The 23,953-nt window shown below is 65.0% G+C and carries 19 protein-coding genes; 8 read left to right on the top strand and 11 right to left on the bottom strand.

The window, feature by feature from the left end; all coding sequences use genetic code 11:
- Positions 1–128: 128 nt before the first annotated feature.
- From purD to prmA, 5 genes are all read right to left on the bottom strand, one after another.
- Positions 129–1,412 carry a phosphoribosylamine--glycine ligase gene (gene purD, locus J2W94_RS07760; RefSeq protein WP_310091895.1) on the bottom strand — a complete coding sequence of 428 codons (1,284 nt, stop codon included), beginning with the start codon at positions 1,410–1,412 and terminating at the stop codon, positions 129–131.
- A 158-nt stretch (positions 1,413–1,570) separates the two neighbouring features.
- The gene (purH, locus tag J2W94_RS07755) at positions 1,571–3,172 is read right to left on the bottom strand and encodes a bifunctional phosphoribosylaminoimidazolecarboxamide formyltransferase/IMP cyclohydrolase (protein ID WP_310091894.1); all 1,602 of its coding nucleotides are present in this window, start codon (positions 3,170–3,172) and stop codon (positions 1,571–1,573) included.
- An 88-nt stretch (positions 3,173–3,260) separates the two neighbouring features.
- On the bottom strand, positions 3,261–3,530 hold the full coding sequence (fis, locus tag J2W94_RS07750; RefSeq protein WP_310091892.1) for a DNA-binding transcriptional regulator Fis: 270 nt from the start codon (positions 3,528–3,530) through the stop codon (positions 3,261–3,263).
- 126 nt (positions 3,531–3,656) lie between these two features.
- Entirely contained in the window at positions 3,657–4,568 is a 912-nt protein-coding gene (locus tag J2W94_RS07745; RefSeq protein WP_310091891.1) for a DUF3426 domain-containing protein, read from the bottom strand.
- 66 nt (positions 4,569–4,634) lie between these two features.
- Positions 4,635–5,555: a 50S ribosomal protein L11 methyltransferase gene (prmA, locus tag J2W94_RS07740; RefSeq protein ID WP_310091890.1), complete on the bottom strand. Its 921-nt coding sequence runs from the start codon at positions 5,553–5,555 to the stop codon at positions 4,635–4,637.
- A gap of 262 nt (positions 5,556–5,817) precedes the next feature.
- On the opposite strand from prmA, the gene J2W94_RS07735 reads away from it, so the two are divergent.
- Positions 5,818–6,714 (top strand): hypothetical protein, encoded by an 897-nt coding sequence (locus tag J2W94_RS07735; RefSeq protein WP_430540571.1) that lies wholly within the window; start codon positions 5,818–5,820, stop codon positions 6,712–6,714.
- Entirely contained in the window at positions 6,711–7,070 is a 360-nt protein-coding gene (locus J2W94_RS07730) for a hypothetical protein (protein WP_310091888.1), read from the top strand. Before J2W94_RS07735 ends, J2W94_RS07730 begins: the two co-directional genes overlap by 4 nt.
- A gap of 35 nt (positions 7,071–7,105) precedes the next feature.
- On the opposite strand, the gene accC is transcribed toward J2W94_RS07730, so the two are convergent.
- From accC to J2W94_RS07700, 6 genes are all read right to left on the bottom strand, one after another.
- Positions 7,106–8,473, bottom strand: a complete 1,368-nt coding sequence (gene accC / locus J2W94_RS07725) for an acetyl-CoA carboxylase biotin carboxylase subunit (RefSeq protein ID WP_310091887.1) — start codon at positions 8,471–8,473, stop codon at positions 7,106–7,108.
- A gap of 87 nt (positions 8,474–8,560) precedes the next feature.
- On the bottom strand, positions 8,561–9,031 hold the full coding sequence (gene accB, locus J2W94_RS07720) for an acetyl-CoA carboxylase biotin carboxyl carrier protein (protein ID WP_310091886.1): 471 nt from the start codon (positions 9,029–9,031) through the stop codon (positions 8,561–8,563).
- A gap of 64 nt (positions 9,032–9,095) precedes the next feature.
- Positions 9,096–9,536 carry a type II 3-dehydroquinate dehydratase gene (aroQ, locus tag J2W94_RS07715; RefSeq protein WP_310091885.1) on the bottom strand — a complete coding sequence of 147 codons (441 nt, stop codon included), beginning with the start codon at positions 9,534–9,536 and terminating at the stop codon, positions 9,096–9,098.
- A gap of 226 nt (positions 9,537–9,762) precedes the next feature.
- The gene (locus tag J2W94_RS07710) at positions 9,763–10,362 is read right to left on the bottom strand and encodes a TlpA disulfide reductase family protein (protein WP_310091884.1); all 600 of its coding nucleotides are present in this window, start codon (positions 10,360–10,362) and stop codon (positions 9,763–9,765) included.
- Positions 10,359–12,665, bottom strand: a complete 2,307-nt coding sequence (locus J2W94_RS07705; protein WP_430540570.1) for a protein-disulfide reductase DsbD family protein — start codon at positions 12,663–12,665, stop codon at positions 10,359–10,361. The genes J2W94_RS07710 and J2W94_RS07705 overlap by 4 nt, the downstream gene beginning before the upstream one ends.
- A 78-nt stretch (positions 12,666–12,743) precedes the next feature.
- Positions 12,744–13,169, bottom strand: coding sequence for a helix-turn-helix domain-containing protein (locus tag J2W94_RS07700; RefSeq protein ID WP_310091883.1), 426 nt, complete (start codon positions 13,167–13,169; stop codon positions 12,744–12,746).
- Between the two features lie 547 nt (positions 13,170–13,716).
- Here J2W94_RS07700 and groES point away from each other — a divergent pair.
- From groES to J2W94_RS07670, 6 genes are all read left to right on the top strand, one after another.
- A complete protein-coding gene (groES, locus tag J2W94_RS07695; RefSeq protein ID WP_093285903.1) occupies positions 13,717–14,007 on the top strand; it encodes a co-chaperone GroES in 291 nt (96 codons plus the stop codon).
- 72 nt (positions 14,008–14,079) lie between these two features.
- Positions 14,080–15,726, top strand: coding sequence for a chaperonin GroEL (gene groL / locus J2W94_RS07690; RefSeq protein ID WP_310091882.1), 1,647 nt, complete (start codon positions 14,080–14,082; stop codon positions 15,724–15,726).
- A 126-nt stretch (positions 15,727–15,852) separates the two neighbouring features.
- A complete protein-coding gene (locus J2W94_RS07685; protein ID WP_310091881.1) occupies positions 15,853–17,790 on the top strand; it encodes an esterase/lipase family protein in 1,938 nt (645 codons plus the stop codon).
- 26 nt (positions 17,791–17,816) lie between these two features.
- On the top strand, positions 17,817–19,994 hold the full coding sequence (locus J2W94_RS07680) for a hypothetical protein (protein WP_310091880.1): 2,178 nt from the start codon (positions 17,817–17,819) through the stop codon (positions 19,992–19,994).
- Between the two features lie 509 nt (positions 19,995–20,503).
- Complete coding sequence (gene lipA / locus J2W94_RS07675) at positions 20,504–21,550, top strand: lipoyl synthase (RefSeq protein WP_310091879.1); 1,047 nt, start codon at positions 20,504–20,506, stop codon at positions 21,548–21,550.
- Positions 21,551–21,715: 165 nt separating this feature from the next.
- Positions 21,716–23,902, top strand: a complete 2,187-nt coding sequence (locus J2W94_RS07670) for a carboxy terminal-processing peptidase (RefSeq protein ID WP_310091878.1) — start codon at positions 21,716–21,718, stop codon at positions 23,900–23,902.
- Positions 23,903–23,953: the final 51 nt, after the last annotated feature.

The raw sequence follows: 23,953 nt of genomic DNA, 5'->3' as shown, positions 1-23,953 counted from the left end.
AGACTAGCATTTGCCGTTTGCTTCCCGCACCTAGGGCAAGCATCGCGAGGCGAGTAGCAGGATCCGCTACCCCTGGGCGAGCTCAGGCCTACCGTGCGATGCCTGCGGTGCGGGAGAGTCGGTCGTTCTTAACCCTCGCGCGCGATCGCCCGCCAGCCGATGTCGTGGCGGTGGAATTCCCCGTTCCACGAAATCCCCGAGACTTCCGCATACGCCTTGCGCTGTGCGTCGGCCACGCTGTCGCCCAGCGCGCACACGCACAGCACGCGCCCGCCGGTAGTCACCACGTGGTCGCCCTCGATGCGGGTGCCGGCATGGAAGACTTTGGTGTCGGCCACATCGGGTACGTCCCAGCTATTGATGATGTCGCCCAGACGCGGCGTATCCGGATAATTCTGCGCGGCCATCACCACGCCCAGCGAAGGGCGCCGATCCCAGCGCGCTTCGGTTTCGTGCAGACGCTGGTCGATCGCCGCTTCCACCAGCTCCAGCAGATCGGACTGCAGGCGCATCATTACCGGCTGCGTTTCCGGGTCGCCGAAGCGCACGTTGAATTCGATCACCTTGGGCGCGCCGGCCGCATCGATCATCAACCCGGCATACAGGAATCCGGTGAAGGGAATGCCGTCGGCGATCATGCCCCGCACGGTCGGGTTCACCACTTCGCGCATCACCCGCGCATGCACCTCCGGGGTGACCACCGGCGCAGGCGAATACGCGCCCATGCCGCCGGTGTTGGGGCCGGTGTCGCCATCGCCCACCCGCTTGTGGTCCTGCGAGGTGGCCATCGGCAACGCGGTCACGCCGTCGACCATGCTGATGAAGCTGGCCTCCTCGCCGTCCAGGAATTCCTCGATCACCACGCGCGCGCCAGCATCGCCGAAGGCGTTGCCGGACAGCATGTCGGTGACGGCGGCCTCCGCCTCGGCCAGCGTCGTCGCCACGATCACGCCCTTGCCCGCGGCCAGGCCATCGGCCTTGACCACGATGGGCGCGCCTTTGTCGCGGAGATAGGCCAGCGCGGGCTCGACCTCGGTGAACACCGAATAGAACGCGGTCGGGATTCCGTGCCGGGCCAGGAAATCCTTCGCGTAGGCCTTGCTGCCTTCCAGCTGCGCGGCGGCGGCGGTAGGCCCGAAGATGCGCAGGCCGGCTTCGCGGAAACGGTCGACCACGCCGGCCACCAGCGGAATCTCGGGGCCGACCACGGTGACATCCACTTTCGCATTGCGCGCCAGGGTCAGCAGCCCGTCGATATTGGTGACCGCGACGTTGGCATTGCGGCATTTGCTTTCGGTCGCGGTGCCCGCATTGCCGGGGGCGACGATGACTTCGGCGACGCGCTCGGATTGGGCGAGCTTCCAGGCCAGGGCGTGTTCGCGGCCGCCGGAGCCTATGACAAGAACTTTCATGCGCGCATCTCCGAAGATCGTCATCCCAGCGAACGCTGGGATCCATTTTGATGTGGCTCTAGTGTACGACCAACGCGAAAAGCGGGATCAAGGTGGACGATCAGCCGTTCGGCTGTTGAAAAGCGCCTTCAGCGTCCGCTGGAATCGCGTCCGGACAATCAATGCCTGAAGTGTCTGACACCTGTAAACACCATCGCCAACCCATGCTCATCGGCCGCGGCGATGACTTCATTGTCGCGCATCGAGCCGCCCGGCTGGATCACCGCCTTGATGCCCGCTTCGGCCGCCGCATCGATGCCGTCGCGGAACGGAAAGAAGGCGTCCGAGGCCATTACCGATCCCGGCACCACCAGGTGCGCATCGACCGCCTTGATTCCGGCGATGCGCGCCGAATAGACCCGGCTCATCTGGCCGGCGCCCACGCCGATGGTGCGATTGTCCTTCGCATAGACGATGGCGTTGGACTTGACGAACTTGGCCACCTTCCAGGCGAACAGCAGATCGGCAAACTGCGCCTCGGTCGGCGCCAGCTTCGTCACCACCTGCAGTTCGTCGCGCGTCACCACGCGATCGTCGGCAGTCTGCATCAGCATCCCCGAGCCCACGCGTTTGGTGTCGACGAAACCTTTCGAGGCCGGCGCGAGCGGGATGCGCAACACGCGCACGTTGGCCTTCTTCTTCGCGTATTCCAGCGCGCCTTCGTCGTAATCCGGCGCGATCAGCACCTCGACGAACTGGCGGTCCAGGATTGCTTTGGCGGTCGCCGCATCCAGCGTGCGGTTGAAGGCGATGATGCCGCCGAAGGCGCTGGTCGGGTCGGTGGCGTAGGCCAGTTCGTAGGCATCGCCGCAGGCCACGCCCACCGCCACGCCGCACGGATTGGCATGCTTGACGATCACGCAGGCCGGCGAGTCGAACTGGCGCACGCATTCCCAGGCCGCGTCGCTGTCGGCGATGTTGTTGTAGCTCAGTTCCTTCCCCTGCAGCTGGGTGAAGGTGGCCAGCGAACCGGGGGCGGGGTACAGGTCGCGGTAGAACGCCGCCTGCTGGTGCGGGTTCTCGCCGTAGCGAAGATCCATGACTTTGACGAAGCTGCCGTTGGCCTGCGCCGAGAACGCCGCGCGCGCCGGCACGTCGCGCGATGGATCGTCCACGGCGGAGAGATAGTTGCTGATCGCCGCATCGTACTGCGCGACGCGATTGAAGGCGGCGACCGAGAGCGCGAAACGCGTCTTCGCCGACAATGCGCCGTCGTTGCCGCCGAGTTCCTCCAGAATGCCGGCGTACTGCGCCGGATCGGTGGCCACCGCGACCCGCGCGAAATTCTTGGCGGCCGAACGCAGCATCGCCGGTCCGCCGATGTCGATGTTCTCCACCGCGTCGGCAAGCGTGCAGGCAGGATCGGCGGTGACGGTCTCGAACGGATACAGGTTCAACACCAACAGATCGATCGGGGCGATGCCGTGTTCGGCCATCACCGCATCATCGGTGCCGCTGCGTCCCAGCAGGCCGCCGTGGACCTTGGGATGCAGGGTCTTGACCCGGCCGTCCATCATTTCGGGGAAATCGGTGACCTCGGAGACATCGCGTACGGCCAACCCCGCGTCACGCAATGCCTTGGCGGTGCCGCCGGTGGACAGGAGTTCCACGTTGCGGGCGGCCAGCGCCGTGGCTAGTTCGACCAGGCCGGTCTTGTCGGAAACGGACAGCAGCGCCCGGCTGATTTTCACGGGAAGGCCGGACTGGAGATCGGAAGTCATGGGAAGGGCGGTGCGGGAAGGTGGCGCGAATTATAACTTCCGCAGCGCAGCACCACCGCGCGCAAACGGCTTCGTTCGCCATGCGAACTCAGACCAGCCCGTAGTCCTTCAGTTTCTTGCGCAGGGTGGCGCGATGGATGCCCAGCAAGGCCGCGGCGCGGCTCTGGTTGCCTTCGCAGTGGTTCAGCACTTCGACGAACAAGGGAATTTCCATCTCGCGCAGCACGATCTCGTACACATCGTCCGCATCGCTGCCATCCAGATCGCGCAGGTAGCGGCGCACCGATTGCGCCACATGCTCGCGCAACGGGGGTTTTGGATTGCCACGGTTGGTATCGTGGCGAGCGGCGGCATTCACGAAGGACGATCCCCTGGCCAAACTCGTTGCTGGAAACCGTCGAGCGGGTCACGACTTTCGACGGGGAGGGGAGTCTAGCGCGTGATTTGCGCGGCTGCATCCCTTTGATCGCAAATTTGCTTTCGACTAGCGAAAGTCGAACGAGAACGCGACTACATCGGGGTTCGGTTCATGCAGTTTCAATTCGATCTGGGCGCTTTGGCCTGGGGCGAGTTCGGTTTGCGTTGCCGCGGCGCCGAGGTACTCCTTCGGCGAGAAGGCGCGCGAACCGAGCACGCGGCCATCGGCATCCGAAAGCGACAACAGCAGGACGGGCCAAGCCTGCGACCAACGCGCGTCGTTGCGGAAAGTGGCCTGCACGTTCAATCCGCCTGGGGTGCCTGAGATTGGGCTGACATCGCGGCTCAGCATCGCGAATGCACCGGGTTGGTGCCAGGTCGGCACCGAACATCCCACTAGCCCGCACAGGGAAGAAATCATCGGCCGCCAGCTCGCATCGGCCGCCAAGCGGACGCGATCGGCCACCATCACCTGCAGCGCCAATGTCATTGCGAGCACGACCAGCGCCGCCCATTGCCACTTCGCGGTATGCACGGGCGTCGCGGGTTGTAGGCGCTGCCGGGTAAAGCTGGGATCTTGGTATTGCGTTGCGGACGACAGCGCGGCGGGTTCCTGCGCTCGCGTTGCGATTTCATCCGGTGCGAGGTCGGTCGTTTCTATCTCATCGACTCCCACCGACGGTTCGTCGTTGGGGGCGTCGCTAAGGGGGCCGTCATCGGTGGTCGCTTCGACCTTATCGCTGTCGCCTGTTTCGTCGTCCGTCGTTTCCTGCACGGGTTGCGGCGCATCGGTTTCCGCGACCGCAGGAGCCGGCGCCGTCCCATGCAGCAAACTGGCGAAGCTGGGGTTGCCCTTTGCCGGCACTTTGGTGGTTTCCTTGCGCAGCACGCCGCCGCAGCGCGGGCACAGGACAGGAGGAAGGTTGGTTTCCCGGTCGGTGGCGACCAGGTCGCGGCAATGCGGGCAGGAAAAGAACATGCCGCTATTCAAGCATGCCGGAGCAGCAAGGGAGAAGCGCGAAAACTGGCGCCCTCAGCAAGAGCATCATCCTCGACGCAGGCCGTCGATGCGCATCCAGTCGCCCTCTTGGGTAGCGGTCAGCTGATCGAACCAAGGCGTGTAGCGGATCAGCAACTCTTCCTCCTGCCCATGCAGAATGCCCGACAGCGCGATGCGTCCACCGGGCGCGACGCGGTCGGCCAGGGTTTCGGCCAGCGCGTCCAGGGCCGAGGCGAGGATATTGGCGACGACGACCGGATAGCTGGCCAGCGGTTCGTCCTGCGGCAGATAGACGGCAAGCCTGTCGCCGATGCCGTTGCGTTCGGCATTGTCGAAACTGGCGGTCAGCGCCTGCGGATCGTTGTCCACGCCGACGGCGCTGGCGGCGCCCAGCTTGAGTGCGGCCAGGGCGAGGATGCCCGAGCCGCAGCCGAAATCGAGCACGGTCGCACCCTGCAGTTTTCCTTCGCCGGCCAGTTGATCCAGCCAGCGCAGGCACAGCGCGGTGGTGGGATGCGTGCCGGAGCCGAAGGCCAGGCCCGGATCCAGTCGCACGACCGCCGCCTCGGCGTTGTCCGCGTCTTCGGGAAGCGCCTGATTCCATGGAACGATAAAGGTGCGTGCGCCGAAACGCAGCGGCACGTACTGGTCCATCCAGGCGCGTTCCCAGTCCTGGTCTTCCACGCTGCGGAAGCCGACGTGGGACCAGTCCAGGCCCGGATCGAACGATTCCAGCGCAGCCAGCAGCGCCAGCGCATTGGCTTCCGCGGGAAACAGCGCGGTCAGCACCAGTGCATGCCATAGCGGCGTCTGGCCTACGCCGGGTTCGAGGATCGCGTGTTCGTTGCTGGTGTCGGCATCGGCGTCCAATAGTGTGACCGACAGCGCACCGACATCCTCCAGCGCGTTTTCGTAGCGCGGCTGGTCGGATTCGCTGCAACGAAGGGAAAGTTCCAGATAAGGCATGTTGCCGCTCGGTCGATGGGGTTTGCAGATGAACGGCGCATCCGATTCGGAAAAAAGCCAAGAATCGGCCGCGCTGCGCGGGAGGTGTGCATTAGACTACGGTGCGGTCGCCGAATTGTCGTCCGCCGGTTCGGGGCCAGGGGATTCGCATGGCCCGAGGTGAGGTCCCGATCGACCCGCTCTTGGGATTCTCAGACGCTCTCGCACGGCCAACTTGGACAGCAGCCAACAGCTCCTCATGCTCATGTCGAAAACGAAATCCATGTTCCTGCTGCTTGCGGTCGCCGGACTGCTCGTTGCCGTGGGCTGGAATCGGGGCGTGATGGATTTGGCCGGCATGACGCCGCGCGTTGAAGGGAAAGGAAACGGAATAGAGGTTCTCGACGCAGGTTCGCGCGAGCGTTCCGGTTCCGCCCCGCGCGCGGGCAGCAGTTCGCGCAACGATTTCGAAGGCGTAGGCGATCTCTACACCTACGTCCAGAGCTTGCGCGCGCGGGAAACGGCGGGAGACCCGGATGCCTTGTGGATGGTGAGCCGCGTGCTGGACTACTGCGCCGCTTACGCCGCTAATCCGACCGGGTATGCGGCCGATACCCGGGCGATATCGAAATTGAAGGGCGCTGCGACCGTGGCGATGGCAGCGGCGCGCGACCGCGTCGGCCGGCGTTGCGCGCGGTTCGCGCCGGTCGATGACTTTTCCTTGTCCGCGCTGCGTGCAAAACGACTCGAAGCGGCTCGTGCGGGCAGTCTGGCCGCCGAAGCGGCGCTGCTGGCGATGGGCGAACCCCTGTTCGCTGGCAACGAATACAAGCAGGACCTGGTCGAGCGCGTACGCCGGTCCGGAAACCCCGATGCCTACGTGGCGATTTCACCCGCCATGGGCATCGCGGGAAGCGGCCAAGAGGCCTACCTGGGCAGCGTTTCCGGCACGCAGCTGGCGGAACTCGCCTGGTTGCTGGCGGCGTGCCGTCTCGGCAACGATTGCAGCCCCGGCAGCGTATTGATGACGTCGTACTGCGCCAATGGCGGGATCTGTTCGCGCGACAGTTCGCAGGATTTTTACAGTTTCGTTTTCGATGCCGGTGTGCCGCGGCAAGGAGCGGACAATTTGAACGGAATGGTGGAGGGTCTTATGGCTGATATCGGAGTTGCGAAATGACTCACAAGCGCTTTGCGCAAAAAGCGAAGAACTGGTTCTGGGTGCTGCTGTTCGTGGCTTATGCCGCGCTGGCGGCGGGAGTGGTGATCGAAACCACGCGACCGGAGTTCCGCGGGCTGACGCAGATCTCGGTGATCTCGGTGGATTCCGCGCATGAGGTCAGGAGCAAGGGCGCGAGCCAGGTCGCGGCCGTCTATCGCGCGACCAGCGGCGTGCCTTTCTCATCGCTGCCGCCGGGCAGCACCTTCAAGATCGTGTGGCCGGACGGTTCGTCGGAAACCATCGTGGTGGGCAATCCCGTTTCCAGCATCGGCGCGCGGCCGCTTGAGGGTACCCAGCAGCCGCCGTCCAAATAGGACCGGCGGCGCTTTCGTTCACGCCAAGGCTTCGTTCACACCAAGGCGATCGTCTTGTTCTTCCGCTCCGCCAGCCGCTTCTCCAGGTAATGGATGTTCTGCGCGCCGGCTTGGAAGCCGGTGTCGCGCATGATCGACTGCTGCAGCGGGATGTTGGTCTTGATGCCGTCCACCACCATTTCGCTCAGCGCCACGCGCATGCGCGCGATCGCGGTCTCCCGGTCCGGCCCGTGCACGATCAGCTTGCCGATCATCGAGTCGTAGTTCGGCGGTACGCGGTAACCGGTGTAGATGTGGGTGTCCACGCGCACGCCCGGACCGCCCGGCGGATAGAAGCCGGAGATCAGGCCGGGGCTCGGCGCGAACGTATCGGGATCTTCGGCGTTGATGCGGCACTCGATGGCGTGGCCGCGCAATACGATGTCCGACTGCTTGATAGACAGCTTCTGCCCGGCGGCGATTTTCAGTTGCTCGCAAACCAGGTCGATGCCGGTGATGCGTTCGGTGACCGGATGCTCCACCTGGATACGGGTATTCATTTCGATGAAGTAGAAGCGGCCGTTCTCGTACAGGAATTCGAACGTGCCGGCGCCGCGATAGCCGATGCGGATGCAGGCGTCCACGCAGACCTTGCCGATCTCGTTGCGCTGTTCTTCGCTGATGCCGGGCGCCGGCGCTTCCTCCACCACTTTCTGGTGGCGGCGCTGCATCGAACAATCCCGCTCTCCCAGATGGATCGCGCCACCCTGGCCGTCGGCCAGCACCTGGATCTCCACATGGCGCGGGTTCTCCAGGAATTTCTCCATGTACACCTGATCGTTGCTGAAGGCGGCCTTGGCTTCGGCCTTGGTGGTGCTGATGGCGCTGTTGAGCGCGCCTTCCGCATGCACCACGCGCATGCCGCGCCCGCCGCCGCCGCCGGCCGCCTTGATGATCACGGGGTAGCCGATCTCGCGCGCGATCTTGGTGTTGGTGACGATGTCGTCGCCCAACGGACCGCCGGAACCGGGCACGCAGGGCACGCCTGCGGCCTTCATCGCGCGGATCGCTTCCACCTTGTCGCCCATCAGGCGGATGGTGTCGGCCTTGGGGCCGATGAAGATGAAACCGGACTGCTCCACGCGTTCGGCGAAGTCCGCGTTCTCGCTAAGGAAGCCGTAACCCGGATGGATCGCCTGCGCGTCGGTGACCTCGGCGGCGGCGATGATCGCTGGCACGTTGAGGTAGCTTTCGCTGGAAGGCGCAGGACCGATGCACACCGATTCGTCGGCCATGGCCACGTGTTTGAGGTTGCGGTCGACGGTGGAATGCACGGCGACGGTGCGGATGCCCATCGTGTGGCAGGCGCGCAGGATGCGCAGCGCGATTTCGCCGCGATTGGCTATTACAACTTTATCAAGCATGAGTCATGTCCTTTGCAGTCTGTCCGGCCCACGGGTATAGCCGGCGGGCGTTCGCGGGCTCACGGCGGTGCCGCTCGAAAGCCGCGCTCACCCGATCACGAACAGCGGCTGGTCGAATTCGACCGGCGAACCGCTTTCGGTCAGCACCGCCAGGATGGTGCCGGACACATCGGCCTCGATCGGGTTGAACATCTTCATCGCTTCGATGATCGCCAGGGTCTCGCCGGCTTTCACCGACTGGCCGACGGTGACGAATGCCGGCTTGTCCGGCGAGGGCGAGGTGTAGAACGTGCCGACCATCGGCGCGCGCATCACGTGGCCTTCCGGTTGGTCGCCGCCGACGGGCTTGGCGCTGCCGCCGGTCGCCGATTCGGTGGGCGAGGACATCGGCATGGGCGCGGCGGCGGCGGGTGCGGCGTAGACCGGCGCGGCGGCTTGATAGTTGCCTTTGGGCACGCGCGCCAGGCGCACGCTTTCTTCGCCTTCCTTGATCTCGATTTCGGCGAGATTGGATTCTTCCAGCAGGTCGATGAGTTTCTTGATCTTGCGCAGGTCCATGTTGGCCTCTGTGGTTGGACGCCCGCGCCGGCGACGGCGCGAGTCGGGAAAAGAAAGGGAGGGGTCAGGCGGTAAGCCGCTTGAGTGCGGCTTCCATCGCGTAGCGGTAGCTGTCGGCGCCGAAGCCGCAGACCACGCCCACCGCCAGATCGCTGAAGTAGCTGTGGTGGCGGAACGGTTCGCGGGTATGCGGGTTGGACAGATGGATCTCGATGAAGGGAATCGCCACGGCCGCCAGCGCATCGCGCAGGGCTACCGAGGTATGGGTGAAGGCGGCTGGATTGATCAGGATGAAGGCGGTACCGTCGGTGCGCGCGGCCTGCACGCGGTCGACCAGCTGGTGCTCGGCGTTGGACTGCAGGCTCTCGGTTTCGTGCCCGCCCGCCGTGGCCTGTGCGGACAGGGCGTCGTCGATCTCGGCCAGCGTGGTGCGGCCGTAAACGTCCGGCTCGCGGATTCCGAGCAGGTTGAGGTTGGGGCCGTGCAGGACCAGCAGCTTTGCCATCGAACGCTCCAGCGGAAGCGCCGCAGTCTGCGTGAAGACGCCAATACTGTCCAGTTCGCAGAAGTTACTGGTGTTTTAAACAATTGTTTCAAAATTGTCAGGCCCCGGGAGTCGTGGGAGCGGCGTCCCGCTGCGAGCTTTTTGAATCTCAGACGCATGGGCATGCACAACTTGGCTACCAATCAAGAGCTCGCGGCGGGACGCCGCTCCCACCTGCGCCCGGAATTCAGGGCAAGTCGGCCCAGCCGTCGATTTCCCCAGAGGCGAAAGGTCCGACCTTCTGTTTCAGGATCTTGCCGTCGGCGTCCACCAATACCGAATACGGCAACACGCCTTTGCGGTTTCCCAGCCACACGCTGGCATCGGCGGGGCCGGGTGTGTCCACCAGGATCGGATAGTTCACCGGCACCCGGCCGAGGAATTCGCGGATGTTCGCCGGCGTATCCAGCGCCAGCCCGATCACCTGTACCCCCGTCGGGCCCTGGATGCGGGCGTATCGATCCAGTTCCGGCATCTCCTCGATGCAGGGTCCGCACCAGCTGGCCCATACATTGATGAGCAAAGGCCGTCCTGCATAAGCGTCAGGCAGCGATTGCATTCGTCCCTGCAGGTCCGGGAGCGCGATCGTCGGCATCGGTTCGCCCGCTCGGGCGGGCTTCACCCCGGGTGGCGGCTGCGATGCGGAACTCTCCCTCGTGGCCTGCGACGCACCCTGGCCGGTATCGCTGCGCAGCAGCGGGCTTCCGCTCCACCACAGGCTGGCGAGCACACCCAGCGCGCCGGCCGCTACCGCAACCACCAGTACGCGCGCGGTGGTCAGTTTCATCGCTTCGCGCGCGCCAGCGCTTCGGCAACCCGGTCCTGGGTCAGCACGGTCGGCAGCACTTCGCCTTCGCCGCCATCGCTGGGGAACACCACGTACAACGGCACGCCCACGGCCTGGTGGGCTTCCAGGAATTCGGTGATGGCCGGGTCCACATTGGTCCAGTCGCCCTGCATGAAGACGGCATCGGCCTGCTTCATCGAAGCGCGGAAATCCTCGCGTCCCAACACCGCTTTCTCATTGGCCTTGCAGGTCACGCACCAATCGGCGGTCATGTCCACGAAGACCACGCGGCCTTCGGCGCGCAGTGCCGCCAGTTTCGCCGCCGAATAGGGGACGGCCTCGGCTGTCGTTGCGGCCGGGCCGGCGGTCTCGCGCTGAAGGCGATGCACCAGCACCAACGGCGCGACCGAGGCCAGCAGCAGCAATACCGCCAGCGTGCGACGCAGCGGCGCGACCTGCAGGCGCAGACGCTGGTACCACCACAGTCCGAGCGCCAGCAGCACCAGTCCGACCAGCGCCAGGCCGATCGCGTCCACGCCGCGCTGCTTGCCCAGCACCCACAACAGCCAGACCGCGGTCAGATACATCGGGAAGGCCAGAAAGTGCTTCAACGTTTCCATCCACGCGCCCGGCTTGGGCAGGCGTCGCGCCAGTCCCGGTACGAAACCGATCAGCAGGAACGGCAGCGCCAGGCCCAGGCCCAGGAACGCGAACACCAGCAACGCCACCGGCGTGGACGCCGTGAAGGCGAAGGCCAGCGCAGCGCCCATGAACGGCGCCGTGCACGGGCTGGCGATCACCACCGCCAGCACGCCGGTGAAGAAATCCCCGGCCGGGCCGCTGCGGGCGGTGAGTTCATGCCCGGCTCCCGCGAAACGATGGCCCAAGGCGAACACGCCAGACAGACTCAGGCCCACCGCGAACATCAGATACACCAACGCCCCGATCACCAACGGCTGCTGCAGCTGGAAACCCCAGCCCAGCGCCTGTCCCGCCGCACGCAAGCTCAGGGCGATGGCGCCGATGGCAAGGAAACTCAGCAGCACGCCGGCCGTGTACCAGAGCGCACTGGTGCGGGCATGGCTTCCGCCGCGTCCGCTGTCGGCCAGCGACAAGGCCTTCAGCGATAGCACCGGCAGCACGCACGGCATCAGGTTGAGGACCAGTCCGCCGGCGAGCGCCAACAGCAGCGCCACCCACACGCTCGTCGATTTACCGGCCTTGCGCAGCACGTCGGCAGGCGGGGTGGTGCGGGCGACTTGCTGAGACGACTCAGTGTCGGCAGCAGCTGGGACGGCCAGATCGGCAATCGAAGCGGGCGAGGTCGCATTCGGGCTTACGCCGGGCAGGGCGGGGATCAGCTGCGAAGCGGTGGTTTCGGCCTCTGTCGTTGGCGTGACGTGGCCTTTCGGTATCGACAGCTTTGTCGTACGCGTCATTGGCGGATAGCAGATGCCGTCCTTCTGACAGCCCTGGAACGTCACCGAGAGAGTGGCGTCGGCGGCCTCAGCCGAACTACGCAGCACCGGCACCGGCACTTCGACTTGGTCGAAATAGACGACCACCTGGCCGAAATGCTCGTCGCGATGCGACTCGCCTTTCGGCCAGCGCGGGCGGCCCAGTGCGAGATGCTTGGCGCCCTCGAGTTTCATCGTGGTGCGGTCGCGATACAGGTAGTAGCCCGGCGCCGGAGTGAAGCGCAGCAGCAGCTGGTTGCCGTCGTAGGCGATGGCTTCGAAGGCGAACGCCTGCTCCTGCGGCAACGGCAAGGCCTCGATGGCGCCGGACGCGGCCGGTCGGCCGAACCGTGGCAAGCCACCGGCGTTGGTGGCCCCGAGCGGAGCGGCGAGTCCGCTAGCGTCGCTGGCGGCCGGCAACTTCACCACCAGCCTGCGGGTTTGCGGCGGGTAGCAGATGCCCGCGTCCGCGCAGCCCTGGTACTTCACCTTCAGCGCCACGCTATCGGTACCGGCCGCCGCCTCGCCGGCGAGTACGCCGGTCAGATCCTCGTGATAGGTCTCCACGTCGCCGAAGAATTCGTCCCGGTAGGCCTTGCCCTTCGGCAGTTGCAACTTGCCGGCTTGGAAGCCCGCGCCGTCGACCTGCACGTCGATGCGATGGCGGTATAGGTAGTAGCCGTCGGCGACCTTCCACTGCACTTCGATGCGGTCGCGGCTGGGCGCGACGGCGGTCAACGCGAAAGCCTGGTTCACCGGCAGCAGTTCCGCTTCGCTGACGGCGAAGGCCGGCATCGCCGGAAGAGCGAAGGCAAGCAGGGCCAGCAGGCGCGGCAGGAGGGTCATCGGATCGGTTTTCCTTATCGGGCGGCGCAAAAATAAGCGGTCGTGTTCGACCGCGCGCGCGCGCCGCAGTTCATAAGGTTAACCGGTGACGGGAATTCCCGGCCGCGAACCGTTGCGGCGGCCGATGGCGCGGCCGGTCCGCTGCGCCGCCAGTTCCTCCATGACTTCCAGCAATGAAACCCGGGCGCGTAGCGGCACTTCACGGAACGCATGCACCAGCCGGAACTCCAGCGGGTCTTCGATCAACAGGGCGTCGGCGGTGGCGATGGAGTCCAGTTGGACTTCGCGCGATAGGGACATTTCGCCGCGGCCGGTCACCAGCCACTCGAATTGCACCTGGGTCACCTCGGCCAGTTTGCGCAGATGGGAGACGCTGGGATTCTTGCCCAGAGGCGCTTCCCAGTGACTGACGGCGCTGCGTTGTACGCCTACGGCCTCGGCCAATTGTTTCTGCGACATCCCTGCTGCGCGGCGGGCCAGACGAATCCTTTCTTGCTGAATCATCGGCACTCCTTGGCCTAGCATCTCGGGGGGAACCCTACCTTACCGGAGACAATGCGTCTCACAGAAGCCAAAAGGCTACCAATACTAAGCAGGTGACCAATATTAGACACATAGTGTCTGCTTTTGGTAGCAGTTCCACAATTTATCTCAATATAATTGAAGAGTTACACCTACAAGGTACCGAAACTAACCTCATTTAGTCGCTTTTTGTCCTGTCCCTGTCTTCCCACGGCGTGGTCGGGTTGGTATTTGTAGCCCTGCTGGCAGGAAGTCGGCTTCGACAGGACGTCGGCGGGGGGAGAGGCGCAGGGTGAGGTAGGCCTAGCAGGGACACGACACCATCTCCACGAGAGCGCGCATGCCCCTGTCATGCGCGCTCTTTTTTTGCCCTCGGGTTGCCCTTGAATAGGGCCCGCGGGCACCCCATCTGTCTAGCATCCCGGCGTCGCCGGGGTTTTTGTCTGTCTGCGTTGCTGGCACTCACCCGGTACGAGTGCTAACATCGCCGCCCCTTTCCCAGTGCAATCAATCACTTAAGAGGATTGAAATGAGCAATATCAAGCCGTTGTACGACCGCGTCGTCATCAAGCGCGTCGAAGAAGAGAAGTTGTCCGCTGGCGGCATCGTCATTCCGGACTCCGCCACCGAGAAGCCCATCAAGGGCAACGTCATCGCCGTCGGCGACGGCAAGGCCCTGGACAACGGCACCGTCCGCGCGCCCAAGGTCAAGGTCGGCGACCAGGTCCTGTTCGGCAAGTACAGCGGCACCGAAGTGAAGCTGGACGGCACCGACTACCTGGTGGTGAAGGAAGACGACATCTTCGCGATCCTCGGCTGATTTCCCGCCTGCGGCGCAGTCGTAGGCGAAATCCGAATTTCATTTCCGCAATCTGAATTGAGGCAATAAACAATGTCCGCCAAAGAAATCCGTTTCGGTGAAGACGCGCGCGCCCGCATGGTGCGCGGCGTCAACATCCTCGCCAATGCCGTCAAGGCCACCCTGGGTCCGAAGGGCCGCAATGTCGTGCTCGAGAAGAGCTACGGCGCCCCCACCATCACCAAGGACGGCGTCTCCGTCGCCAAGGAAATCGAGCTTGCCGACAAGTTCGAGAACATGGGCGCGCAGATGGTGAAGGAAGTCGCTTCCAAGACCTCCGACAACGCCGGCGACGGCACCACCACCGCCACCGTGCTGGCGCAGGCGCTGATCCGCGAAGGTTCCAAGGCGGTCGCCGCCGGCATGAACCCGATGGACCTCAAGCGCGGCATCGACAAGGCCGTCATCGCCGCTGTGGCCGAGCTGAAGAAGATCAGCAAGCCCACCGCCGACGACAAGGCCATCGCCCAGGTCGGCACCATTTCGGCCAACAGCGACGAGTCGATCGGCAACATCATCGCCGACGCAATGAAGAAGGTCGGCAAGGAAGGCGTGATCACCGTTGAAGAAGGCTCGGGCCTGGACAATGAACTCGACGTCGTCGAGGGCATGCAGTTCGATCGCGGCTACCTGTCGCCGTACTTCGTCAACAATCAGCAATCGATGTCGGTCGACCTGGATGACCCGTTCATCCTGCTGTACGACAAGAAGATCTCCAACGTGCGCGACCTGCTGCCCGTGCTGGAAGGCGTGGCCAAGTCCGGCAAGCCGTTGCTGATCGTCGCTGAAGAAGTCGAAGGCGAAGCCCTGGCCACGCTGGTGGTCAACACCATCCGCGGCATCGTCAAGGTTTGCGCGGTCAAGGCGCCCGGCTTCGGCGATCGTCGCAAGGCGATGCTGGAAGACATGGCCACCCTGACCGGCGGCGTGGTGATTTCCGAAGAAGTGGGTCTGTCGCTGGAGAAGGCAACGCTGCAGGATCTGGGCCGCGCCAAGAAGATCCAGGTTTCCAAGGAAAACACCACCATCATCGACGGCGCCGGCGAAACCGGTGGCATCGAAGCCCGCATCAAGCAGATCAAGGCGCAGATCGAAGAAACCTCTTCGGACTACGACCGCGAGAAGCTGCAGGAACGCGTGGCCAAGCTGGCCGGCGGCGTGGCCGTGATCAAGGTCGGCGCTTCGACCGAGATCGAGATGAAGGAAAAGAAGGCCCGCGTCGAAGACGCCCTGCACGCCACGCGCGCTGCAGTGGAAGAAGGCGTGGTTCCGGGCGGCGGCGTCGCGCTGATCCGCGCGTTGCAGGCCATCGGCGACCTGAAGGGCGCCAATGAAGACCAGAACCACGGCATCAATATCGCCAAGCGCGCGATGGAAGCGCCGCTGCGCGAAATCGTGACCAACTGCGGCGAAGAGCCGTCGGTGGTGTTGAACAACGTGGTCGCCGGTAGCGGCAACTACGGCTACAACGCCGCGACCGGCGAGTACGGCGACATGATCGCGTTCGGCATCCTGGACCCGACCAAGGTCACCCGTTCGGCTCTGCAGAACGCGGCGTCCATCGCCGGCCTGATGATCACCACCGAAGCGATGGTGGCCGAAGCGCCGAAGAAGGAAGAGCCGGCCGGCGGCGGTCATGGCGGCGGCGGTATGGGCGGCATGGGCGGCATGGATTTCTGATCCCACCCTGCGACCTGGTGTTGCAATCTCGAAAGGCCCGCCCCGTGCGGGCCTTTCGTTTATGTGCGTTTCGCATACGCTAGACCCGCCGCTTGCGGGCGTGCCACCAGGACATTCGCCCAGGACATGATGATCGTCGACGGAAATTCGCGAAAAACCGGAGCGCTGGCCTGTGCGCTACTGGCGCTGGCGCTGCTCAACGGTTGCGCGGTGGTCAAAGTCAGGGAGCAGCGCGCGGGCGATGCCGATCTCGCGCGTCGCGCCGACGTGCTCGGCAGCGGCCGGCTCAGCGCGGACGCGGCCTCCAGTCTGACCTCGGCCGGACTGGACGCGGAGAGCTGCCGGCGCGAGCCTGAGCCCTGCGCCGGGCAACTGCGAAAAGCGGTGCCGGAAGAAATCTGGCTGGCGACCATCGCCGAGGTACGCACCTTGCGCATGCAGGCGGCGGCCGAGGCGATGCAGGCGGCGCCGGAAGTGGCTGCGCACGAGGCGATGGACACCGCGCGCTGGGCGTACGCCTATCTGTTCATGACCGCGCGTACGCCAGAGCAGCGCGTGTTCGAATCGCGGCAGGGGCGCGTGCTGCGCCTGTACAACCGCGCGGTGGAGGTGACGGCGCAGTCGCTGTTCGAGCTCGCACATGCGCGCAAAAGCGCGCCGGACCAGATCCAGCAGATCCACAATCTCCGCTTGCGTATCTCGCTGCATGGTTTCGACCGCAAGCAGGACGATACGCCCGAGATGCTGCTGGCATCGGACACGCTGGGTTTCGACAACCTGCGCGCGGTATACGGTCGCGATGGCTTCGGCAGCAGCCTGGTGGCGGTGTTCCCGCCGTTGAAAACGGCCGTGCCGGCTACGGGGACCGCACCGCCGGATCCGCCTTATCGCGATACCCGTTATCTGCCGGTGACCAGCACGCTGCGCTTCGAGGGCGAGACCCTGGACGAAGTGTTGGCGACCGAGGACGTGCATATCGACGTCTACAACCCTTATCGCTACGAACAGGAAACGATCGCCGGGCGCAGCGTTCCGCTGGCGGCGAATTTCTCGGCCGCCTACGGCGTGTGGCTGGCGCGTTCGCAACTGGCACGGTTGAGTCTTTCCAGTCTGCTGCGTCCGCGCCAGCAGAGCCCTTTCGATCCGCGCGTCTATCTCACCCAGCCCTACGATCCGGACAAGCGCGTGGTGATCCTGGTGCACGGATTGGCGAGCAGTCCGGAAGCCTGGGTGAATTTGGCCAACGAACTGCTGGGCGACGACGAGTTGCGTCGGCATTACCAGGTCTGGCAGGTGTTCTACCCGACCAATCTGAGCCTGTTGAACAGCCGCGCGCGCATCGATGAGGCCTTACGCGCGACGTTCACGCATTTCGATCCGGAAGGCGACGACCGCGCCAGCCACGGTGCCGTATTGGTCGGTCACAGCATGGGCGGAGTGATCGCGCGGTTGCTGGTCAGCGACAGCGGTGAGCAGGTGTTGCAGCGCTTGTCGCAATCGTTTCCGCCGGCGCAGGCTGCCGCGTTGGCGCAGGAGCCGATGGTGCGGCAACTGACCGTGTTCCACCCGTTGCCTGAGGTCGGTCGCGCCGTATTCCTGGCCACGCCGCATCGGGGCGCCGAGGTCAGCGAAGGTTGGGCGTTGCGCCTGGTGCGGCGCGCGATCCGGTTGCCCTTCACTGTCTTGCGCGACACCTCCGAATTGTTCCAGCGCAACAAGATCGATGAGCAGGAACTCAAGCGGATCGGCTTCCACAAAGGCCGTCCTCCGACCGGGCCGGACGATCTCACGCCCGGCTCGCTGTTCATGCGCAGCACCGCCGATCTGCCGATCGAAGCGGGACTGCCCTATCACAGCATCGTCGGCTGGAAAGATCCGTCGGTGCCGTTGGCGCAGTCCAGCGACGGCCTGGTTCCCTATGCGAGTTCGCATCTGGATGGCGCGCTTTCGGAAAAGGCGATCCCTTCGGGCCATAGCGTCCAAGAGACGCCGGCGGCGATCCTGGAGTTGCGACGGATCCTGCGCCTGGATATAGCGGCGGACGATCGGCCCGGTAACCGCTGAACACGCGCTTCATGCATCCTAGAGCGATGAACCCGCCCGCGCCGAATCGACGCCTGCTACGTTGGACCGTGCGCCTGTCCCTGGTCTTGGTCCTTGCGTACGCGCTGTATCTGATCGCCGGCAACTTGTTCCTCAACACTTCGCTCGGCCATTCGGCGGTCAATCGCAAGCCGGAGAAATTCCAGATGCAATGGGCCAGCGGCAGCACTTGGTGGCCGGGCCGGGTGTCGTTGTCTGAGGTGAAGCTGCGGGGCCATGTGCGGCATACGCAATGGTCGATCCAGGCCGCGCGCGCCAGCGGCCGCATCGGCCTGTTGGCGTTGCTGCGCCGGGAAGTGCATGTGCCCTATGTCTGGGTCACGGACGTGACCGGCGCGGTGGATCGCACGGATGCGGAACAACCCGCGCCCGCGCCGGGCGAGGGCGGCTGGACACTGCGCTTCGACCGCATCACCAGCGACAGCGTGCGGCGCGGCAGCTTCGGCACGCTGTCGCTGGAAGGCAAAGGCAGCGCCGAATTCGCCTTCGTCAAACAACTGCGCGGCGGGCCGATGCAGGTGCTGTCTTCGACGGCGAAGTTCACCGACGCACGCCTGACCCAGGAAGGCCAGGAATGGTTGCGCGACGGCAAGCTCGACCTCCGTTTCGCCATCGCCCGCCATATCCGCGCGCAGGCGCAAGGGTTGCAGAAGCTGCGTCTGAGCGATATCGAACTCGACTTGCAGGGAACTACCGCCGCCATGGCGGTGGCGCTGGATGCCAACGGGCAAGGTTCGTTCAAGACCGTGCCCGGCCAGGGGCAGGCCAAAGCGCGCCTGAAATTTTCCCGCGGCGCGCTTGCGCCGGGTAGCCAGTTGCGCTGGCAGATGCCGCTGCTCAGCACCGATCCCAAGGGCGCGATCCACACCGACCACGTGCAGCTCGCGCTGCAGGTCGATCGCGACATGATGCTGACCGCGTACATGCCGCCGCAGGCCGGCGGCGCGTTCGGCCTGGACGCGGACCTGCGCATCGCCGGCAATCAGGTTCCGCTGAAGGATTTCGGCAGTCTGCTGCCGCGCACGTCCGGCCACGTCGCCGGCCAATGGCGGTTCTCTTCGTTGCGCTGGCTAGGGCGTTTCTTCACCAAGGCTCCGTGGCTGACGCTGGACGGCGCGGGCGACGTCGCCGCCGATGTGCAGGTGGCGAACGGCAAGGTCGCGGCCGGCAGCACCTTCAGCGTGCCGCAAGTGGCCGTGGTGGCCGAAGTAATGAGCAACCGGATCGAAGGCAGCGGACGCGCCGAGGGGCGTTTCGATGCCGGCGCCAACGGCGGGCTGCTGCCGACCTTGAATATCGTCCTGAGCCGCTTCCACGTCGCCGCCAACGACAATCTAAGCGCGCCCTACGTGCAGGGCAGCGACTTGCATCTGGACGTCGCCGCTGGCGAAGACCTGGCGTTGTTGCGCGATTCGCTGCGCGCGCACCTGACTTTCAAGGGCGCCCGCATTCCGGACCTGCGCGTCTACAACCGTTATCTACCCAGCCAGCACCTCCGTTTCGATGGCGGCAGCGGCGTGCTCAGCGGCGATCTGCATCTGGATGCGAAGGGCGATATCGGGCGCGGCTGGATCCGTCTGGCCGGGCGCAAGGCTCGGATGCGCGTGGCCGGCATCGCACTGCGCGGCGATATCGGTATCGACACCCGATTGCGCCGCGCCGATCTGGTCAATCGAAATTTCGCCGTCGACGGCAGCGCCATCGCGCTCGACAACATCAGCTTCAGCGAACCCGGCGGCGAGACGCGCAGCGGTTGGTGGGCGCGCATCGATCTGCCGCGCGCGCGGATGGACTGGAACAAACCGCTCAGCGTCGGCGGCAACGCCAGCGTGAAGATGAAGGACGTCGGCTTCTTGCTATCGCTGTTCTCGCGGCGGAAGGAATATCCCAAGTGGGTATTCAAGCTGGTCGACGCCGGCCAGGCCCAGGTGCAGGGCAGGGTGCAGTGGCAGCGCGACACGCTGGTGCTGGACCGCATCGACGCCAGCAACGATCGCTTCGACCTGCAGGCGCGCCTGCGCCTGCGCGGACAGAACCGCCATGGCAGTCTCTACGCCAAGTGGGGAATGCTTAGCGTGGGTGTGCAGGCCGACGGGGCGCAAAACCAGTTCCATTTGTTGCGCGCCAAGCAGTGGTACGACGCCCAGCCGCAGTTATTGCCGTAACCGGATCCGCGCAGGCCATTCAGAAAGGAGCCCTGCAGAAGCTCGATGGAGGAAGTCAAAGAGCGCTTGCTGCAGTGCGCAGTAAAAAGGTGATTCGCCTATTCATTTTTCTGTGCGACCTGTTCGTCCTGCACTCCGCAGAAAGCCTCCGTTGACGTCCATGCGTGAGCCATCGCCAGTTCGCACAAGGGTTGTAACCGTTATCACGAAAGCGGCGCGGAAACATCACTACTAAACCCCCTAGTTCTATTTTGCAGTGCAGCGTGCAAGACCTGCGAGGCGTCCTTCACGATGCGGCCGCATCCCGACGTGGGGGAGGGAGCAAGCCCGCAATTGGCCTAGCCGTTGCGGGCTTTTTTTTGCCCGCGCCACGGCCACCAAAGCCGGGCGTCCGGGTACGGGTTCGCAGGATTCGGCACGGGCTCGGCCACATTCCCGTGGATCACTGTTTCCCGCCCCCATGCCCGGTGCGAGTGCCTCTGCGGTGGCTAAGGGGCTAGAATCGCGGCATGAGCAACGACGCCGGCGCCCGCCCGATTTCCTCCCGGGAAATATCCCTTCAAGTAGTGACCTCGCCCGCCCCTGCTGCGCCGTCGCCGGACGCCGGCACGCTCCAGGCCGGTGTGAAGCAGATGGGCGGCGACAAGATCGGACGCTCGCCGGTGCAGTTCCTGGATGCGCCGGTGCTGCGCAAGCCTTCCTGGATTCGCGTCCGCATCCCCAGCGACGGCTCGGTGGCCCGGCTCAAGGCCAAGCTGCGCGAGAACCGTCTGGTCACGGTCTGCGAGGAAGCCAGCTGCCCCAATATCCACGAGTGCTTCAGCCACGGCACCGCCACCTTCATGATCCTGGGCGAGGTCTGTACCCGCCGCTGCTCGTTCTGCGACGTGGCCCACGGCCGTCCCAAGCCGCCCGACGCCGGCGAACCGCTCAGCCTGGCCACCACCGTCGCCGACATGGCTCTGAAGTACGTGGTGGTGACCTCGGTCGACCGCGACGATCTGCGCGACGGCGGCGCCCAGCACTTCGTCGACTGCATCGCCGCCATCCGCGAGCATTCGCCCGGCACGCGCATCGAGATCCTGACCCCCGATTTCCGCGGCAAGGGCCGTATGGACCGGGCGCTGGAAATTCTGGCGGCCAACCCGCCGGACGTGTTCAACCACAACATCGAAACGGTGCCGGATCTGTACACCAACGTGCGTCCGGGCGCCGACTATCAGTGGTCGTTGACCTTGCTGCAGAAGTTCAAGCAGCAGCACCCGCACCTGCCTACCAAGTCCGGGATCATGCTGGGCCTGGGCGAAACCATGGAGCAGGTGCAAGCCACCCTGCGCGACCTGCGCGCGCACGAGGTGGACATGATCACCATCGGCCAGTACCTGCAGCCCACCGCCCACCACCATCCGGTGCTGCGCTACTGGACGCCGGACGAATTCGCCGAGCTGGAGCGCTACGGCAAGGCGCTGGGGTTCAGCCATGTCGCCTCCGGCCCGCTGGTGCGTTCGTCCTATCATGCCGACCTGCAGGCCAAGCAGGCCGGCGTCGCCGACTGAACCGAGCCCCTAACGCGCTCCGTGCGGAAACGAAGCGTTCACATTTCCCGGGCGCCCCGCCGCTAGGCTGCAAAGGAAGGCGCCGGGCCGCAACTTTCGGCACTGTCGCCAGGTCAGAGCTTTCCGCAGCATCCCCATAGGCCATCATGGCCAACGAGTAGCCGAATGAAATTGAAGAGTCCCGCCGTCGCCCTCCTTTCCCTGGCCCTGGTCGCACCGCTCGCCCTGCTTGCGCGTGCCGACGGCGAGCCCCTGGCCGGTACCGCCGGGCCCACCGCCGACCAGGCCTCCACCTCCAAGCAGGTGTACGGCCTGTTGTCCGACAGCCGCTACGCGTATCGCCCGCGCGCGCTGGACGATGCGCTGTCGCAAGACATCTTCAAGCGTTACCTCGAATCCCTGGACGGCGGCAAGCAGTACTTCACCGCCGCCGATATCGCCAAGTTCGGCCCCTACAAAACCGAACTGGACGACGCCATCCGCAGCGGCGAACTGGAGCCGGCCTACGACATCTTCGCCGTGTACAAGCAGCGCGTCGGCCAGCGCGTCGCCTACGCGCGCACGTTGTTGAAGCAGAACTTCGATTTCACCGGCGACCAGCGCTGGGAATACGACCGCGAGAAAGCGCCTTGGGCCGCGAACACGCAGGAACTGGACGAGGTCTGGAAGAAGTCGGTGATGAACGATTGGCTGCGCCTGAAACTGGCCGGCAAGAAGCCCGACGAGATCCGCAAGACCCTGGACAAGCGCTATGCGACCTATCAGCGCACGGTCAATGAGCTGAAGAGCGAAGACGTGTTCCAGACCTTCCTCAACAGCTACACCAATGCGATCGATCCGCATACCGATTACTTCACTCCGAAGACGGCGGAGAACTTCAACCAGTCCATGTCGCTGTCGCTGGAAGGCATCGGCGCGCAGCTGCAGCGCCAGGACGACGTGGTGGTGATCCGCGAGATCATCGCCGGCGGTCCGGCCGACGTGAACGGCACGCTCAAGCCGGGCGACCGCATCGTCGCGGTCGGTCAGGGCAAATCCGGTGCGATGACCGACGTGATCGGCTGGCGCATCGACGACGTGGTGGCGCAGATCCGCGGCAAGAAAGATACGCAGGTGCGGCTGGAATACATCCCCGCCGAAAGCGGCGTGGACGGCAAGCACGCGCAGGTCACCCTGACCCGGCAGAAGATCAAGCTGGAAGAGCAGGCGGCCAAGGCCGAGACCATCGAGCTGCCCGCCGCCAATGGCGAACCGGCGCGCCGCATCGGCGTGATCAAGCTGCCGGCGTTCTATCAGGACTTCGAGGGCCGCCGCAAGAATCCGAACGATTACACCTCGGCCACGCGCGACATCGCCAAGCTGCTGGTCCAGTTCAAGGCCGACCACGTCGATGGCGTGGTCATGGACCTGCGCAACAACGGCGGCGGTTCGCTGGACGAAGCGGTGGAACTCACCGGCCTGTTCATCGACAAGGGCCCGGTGGTGCAAGTGCGCGAGTCCGGCGGTCGCGTCACCGTCAATGCCGACCGCACTTCGGGCGTGGCATGGGACGGCCCGCTGGCGGTGCTGACCAATCGCGGTTCGGCCTCCGCATCGGAAATCTTCGCCGGCGCCATCCAGGATTATGGACGCGGTCTGGTGATCGGCGAGACCACTTTCGGCAAAGGCACTGTGCAGAACCTGGCCGATCTGGATCGCTGGCCGGCCAATGAAACGCCGCGCTTCGGTTCGGTCAAGCTGACCATCGCGCAGTTCTTCCGCGTCGCCGGCGGCAGCACCCAGCACAAGGGCGTGGTGCCGGATATCGCGTTCCCGGTCAGCGTGGACGCCACCGAATACGGCGAGAGCACCTACGACAACGCGTTGCCGTGGACCAAGATCGCCGCGGTGCCGCACACGCAGTACGGCAACTTCGCGCCGCTGCTGCCGCGCCTGGAAGCGCTGCACGCCACCCGCGTGGCCACCGACAAGGAATTCCAGTGGTGGTCGCAGGACGTGACCGATTTCCGCGCCGAGGCCGCCAAGAAATACGTATCGCTCAACGAAGCCGAGCGCCGCGCCGAACGCGACAAGCAGGACACCCAGCGCAAGGAACGCCAGGCCGAACGCAAGGCCCTGGGCCTGGCGCTGGATCCGCTGGCCGACGATGCGGCCGACGATGGCCTGGGCGCCAACGAGCGCGATATCGTGAAGGACGCCGCCCGCGAGAAACTGGCCGACAAGCGTCCCGATCCGCTGTTGCGCGAATCGGCCGCGATCCTGGGCGACGCCATCGACGTGCTGGGCAACGACCGCACCTTGTCGGCGCAGGTGCTGCCGGTATCGACCATGCCGGGACGCTGGGCGGATTGATTGCTTTCCTTCTCCCGAAGGAGAAGGAAACAGCAGCAACAGCAAGAATCG

The sequence above is a fragment of the Pseudoxanthomonas sacheonensis genome, assembly GCF_031455975.1.
GTDB lineage: Bacteria > Pseudomonadota > Gammaproteobacteria > Xanthomonadales > Xanthomonadaceae > Pseudoxanthomonas_A > Pseudoxanthomonas_A sacheonensis_A.
This window is presented reverse-complemented; position numbering and strand designations above follow the sequence as displayed.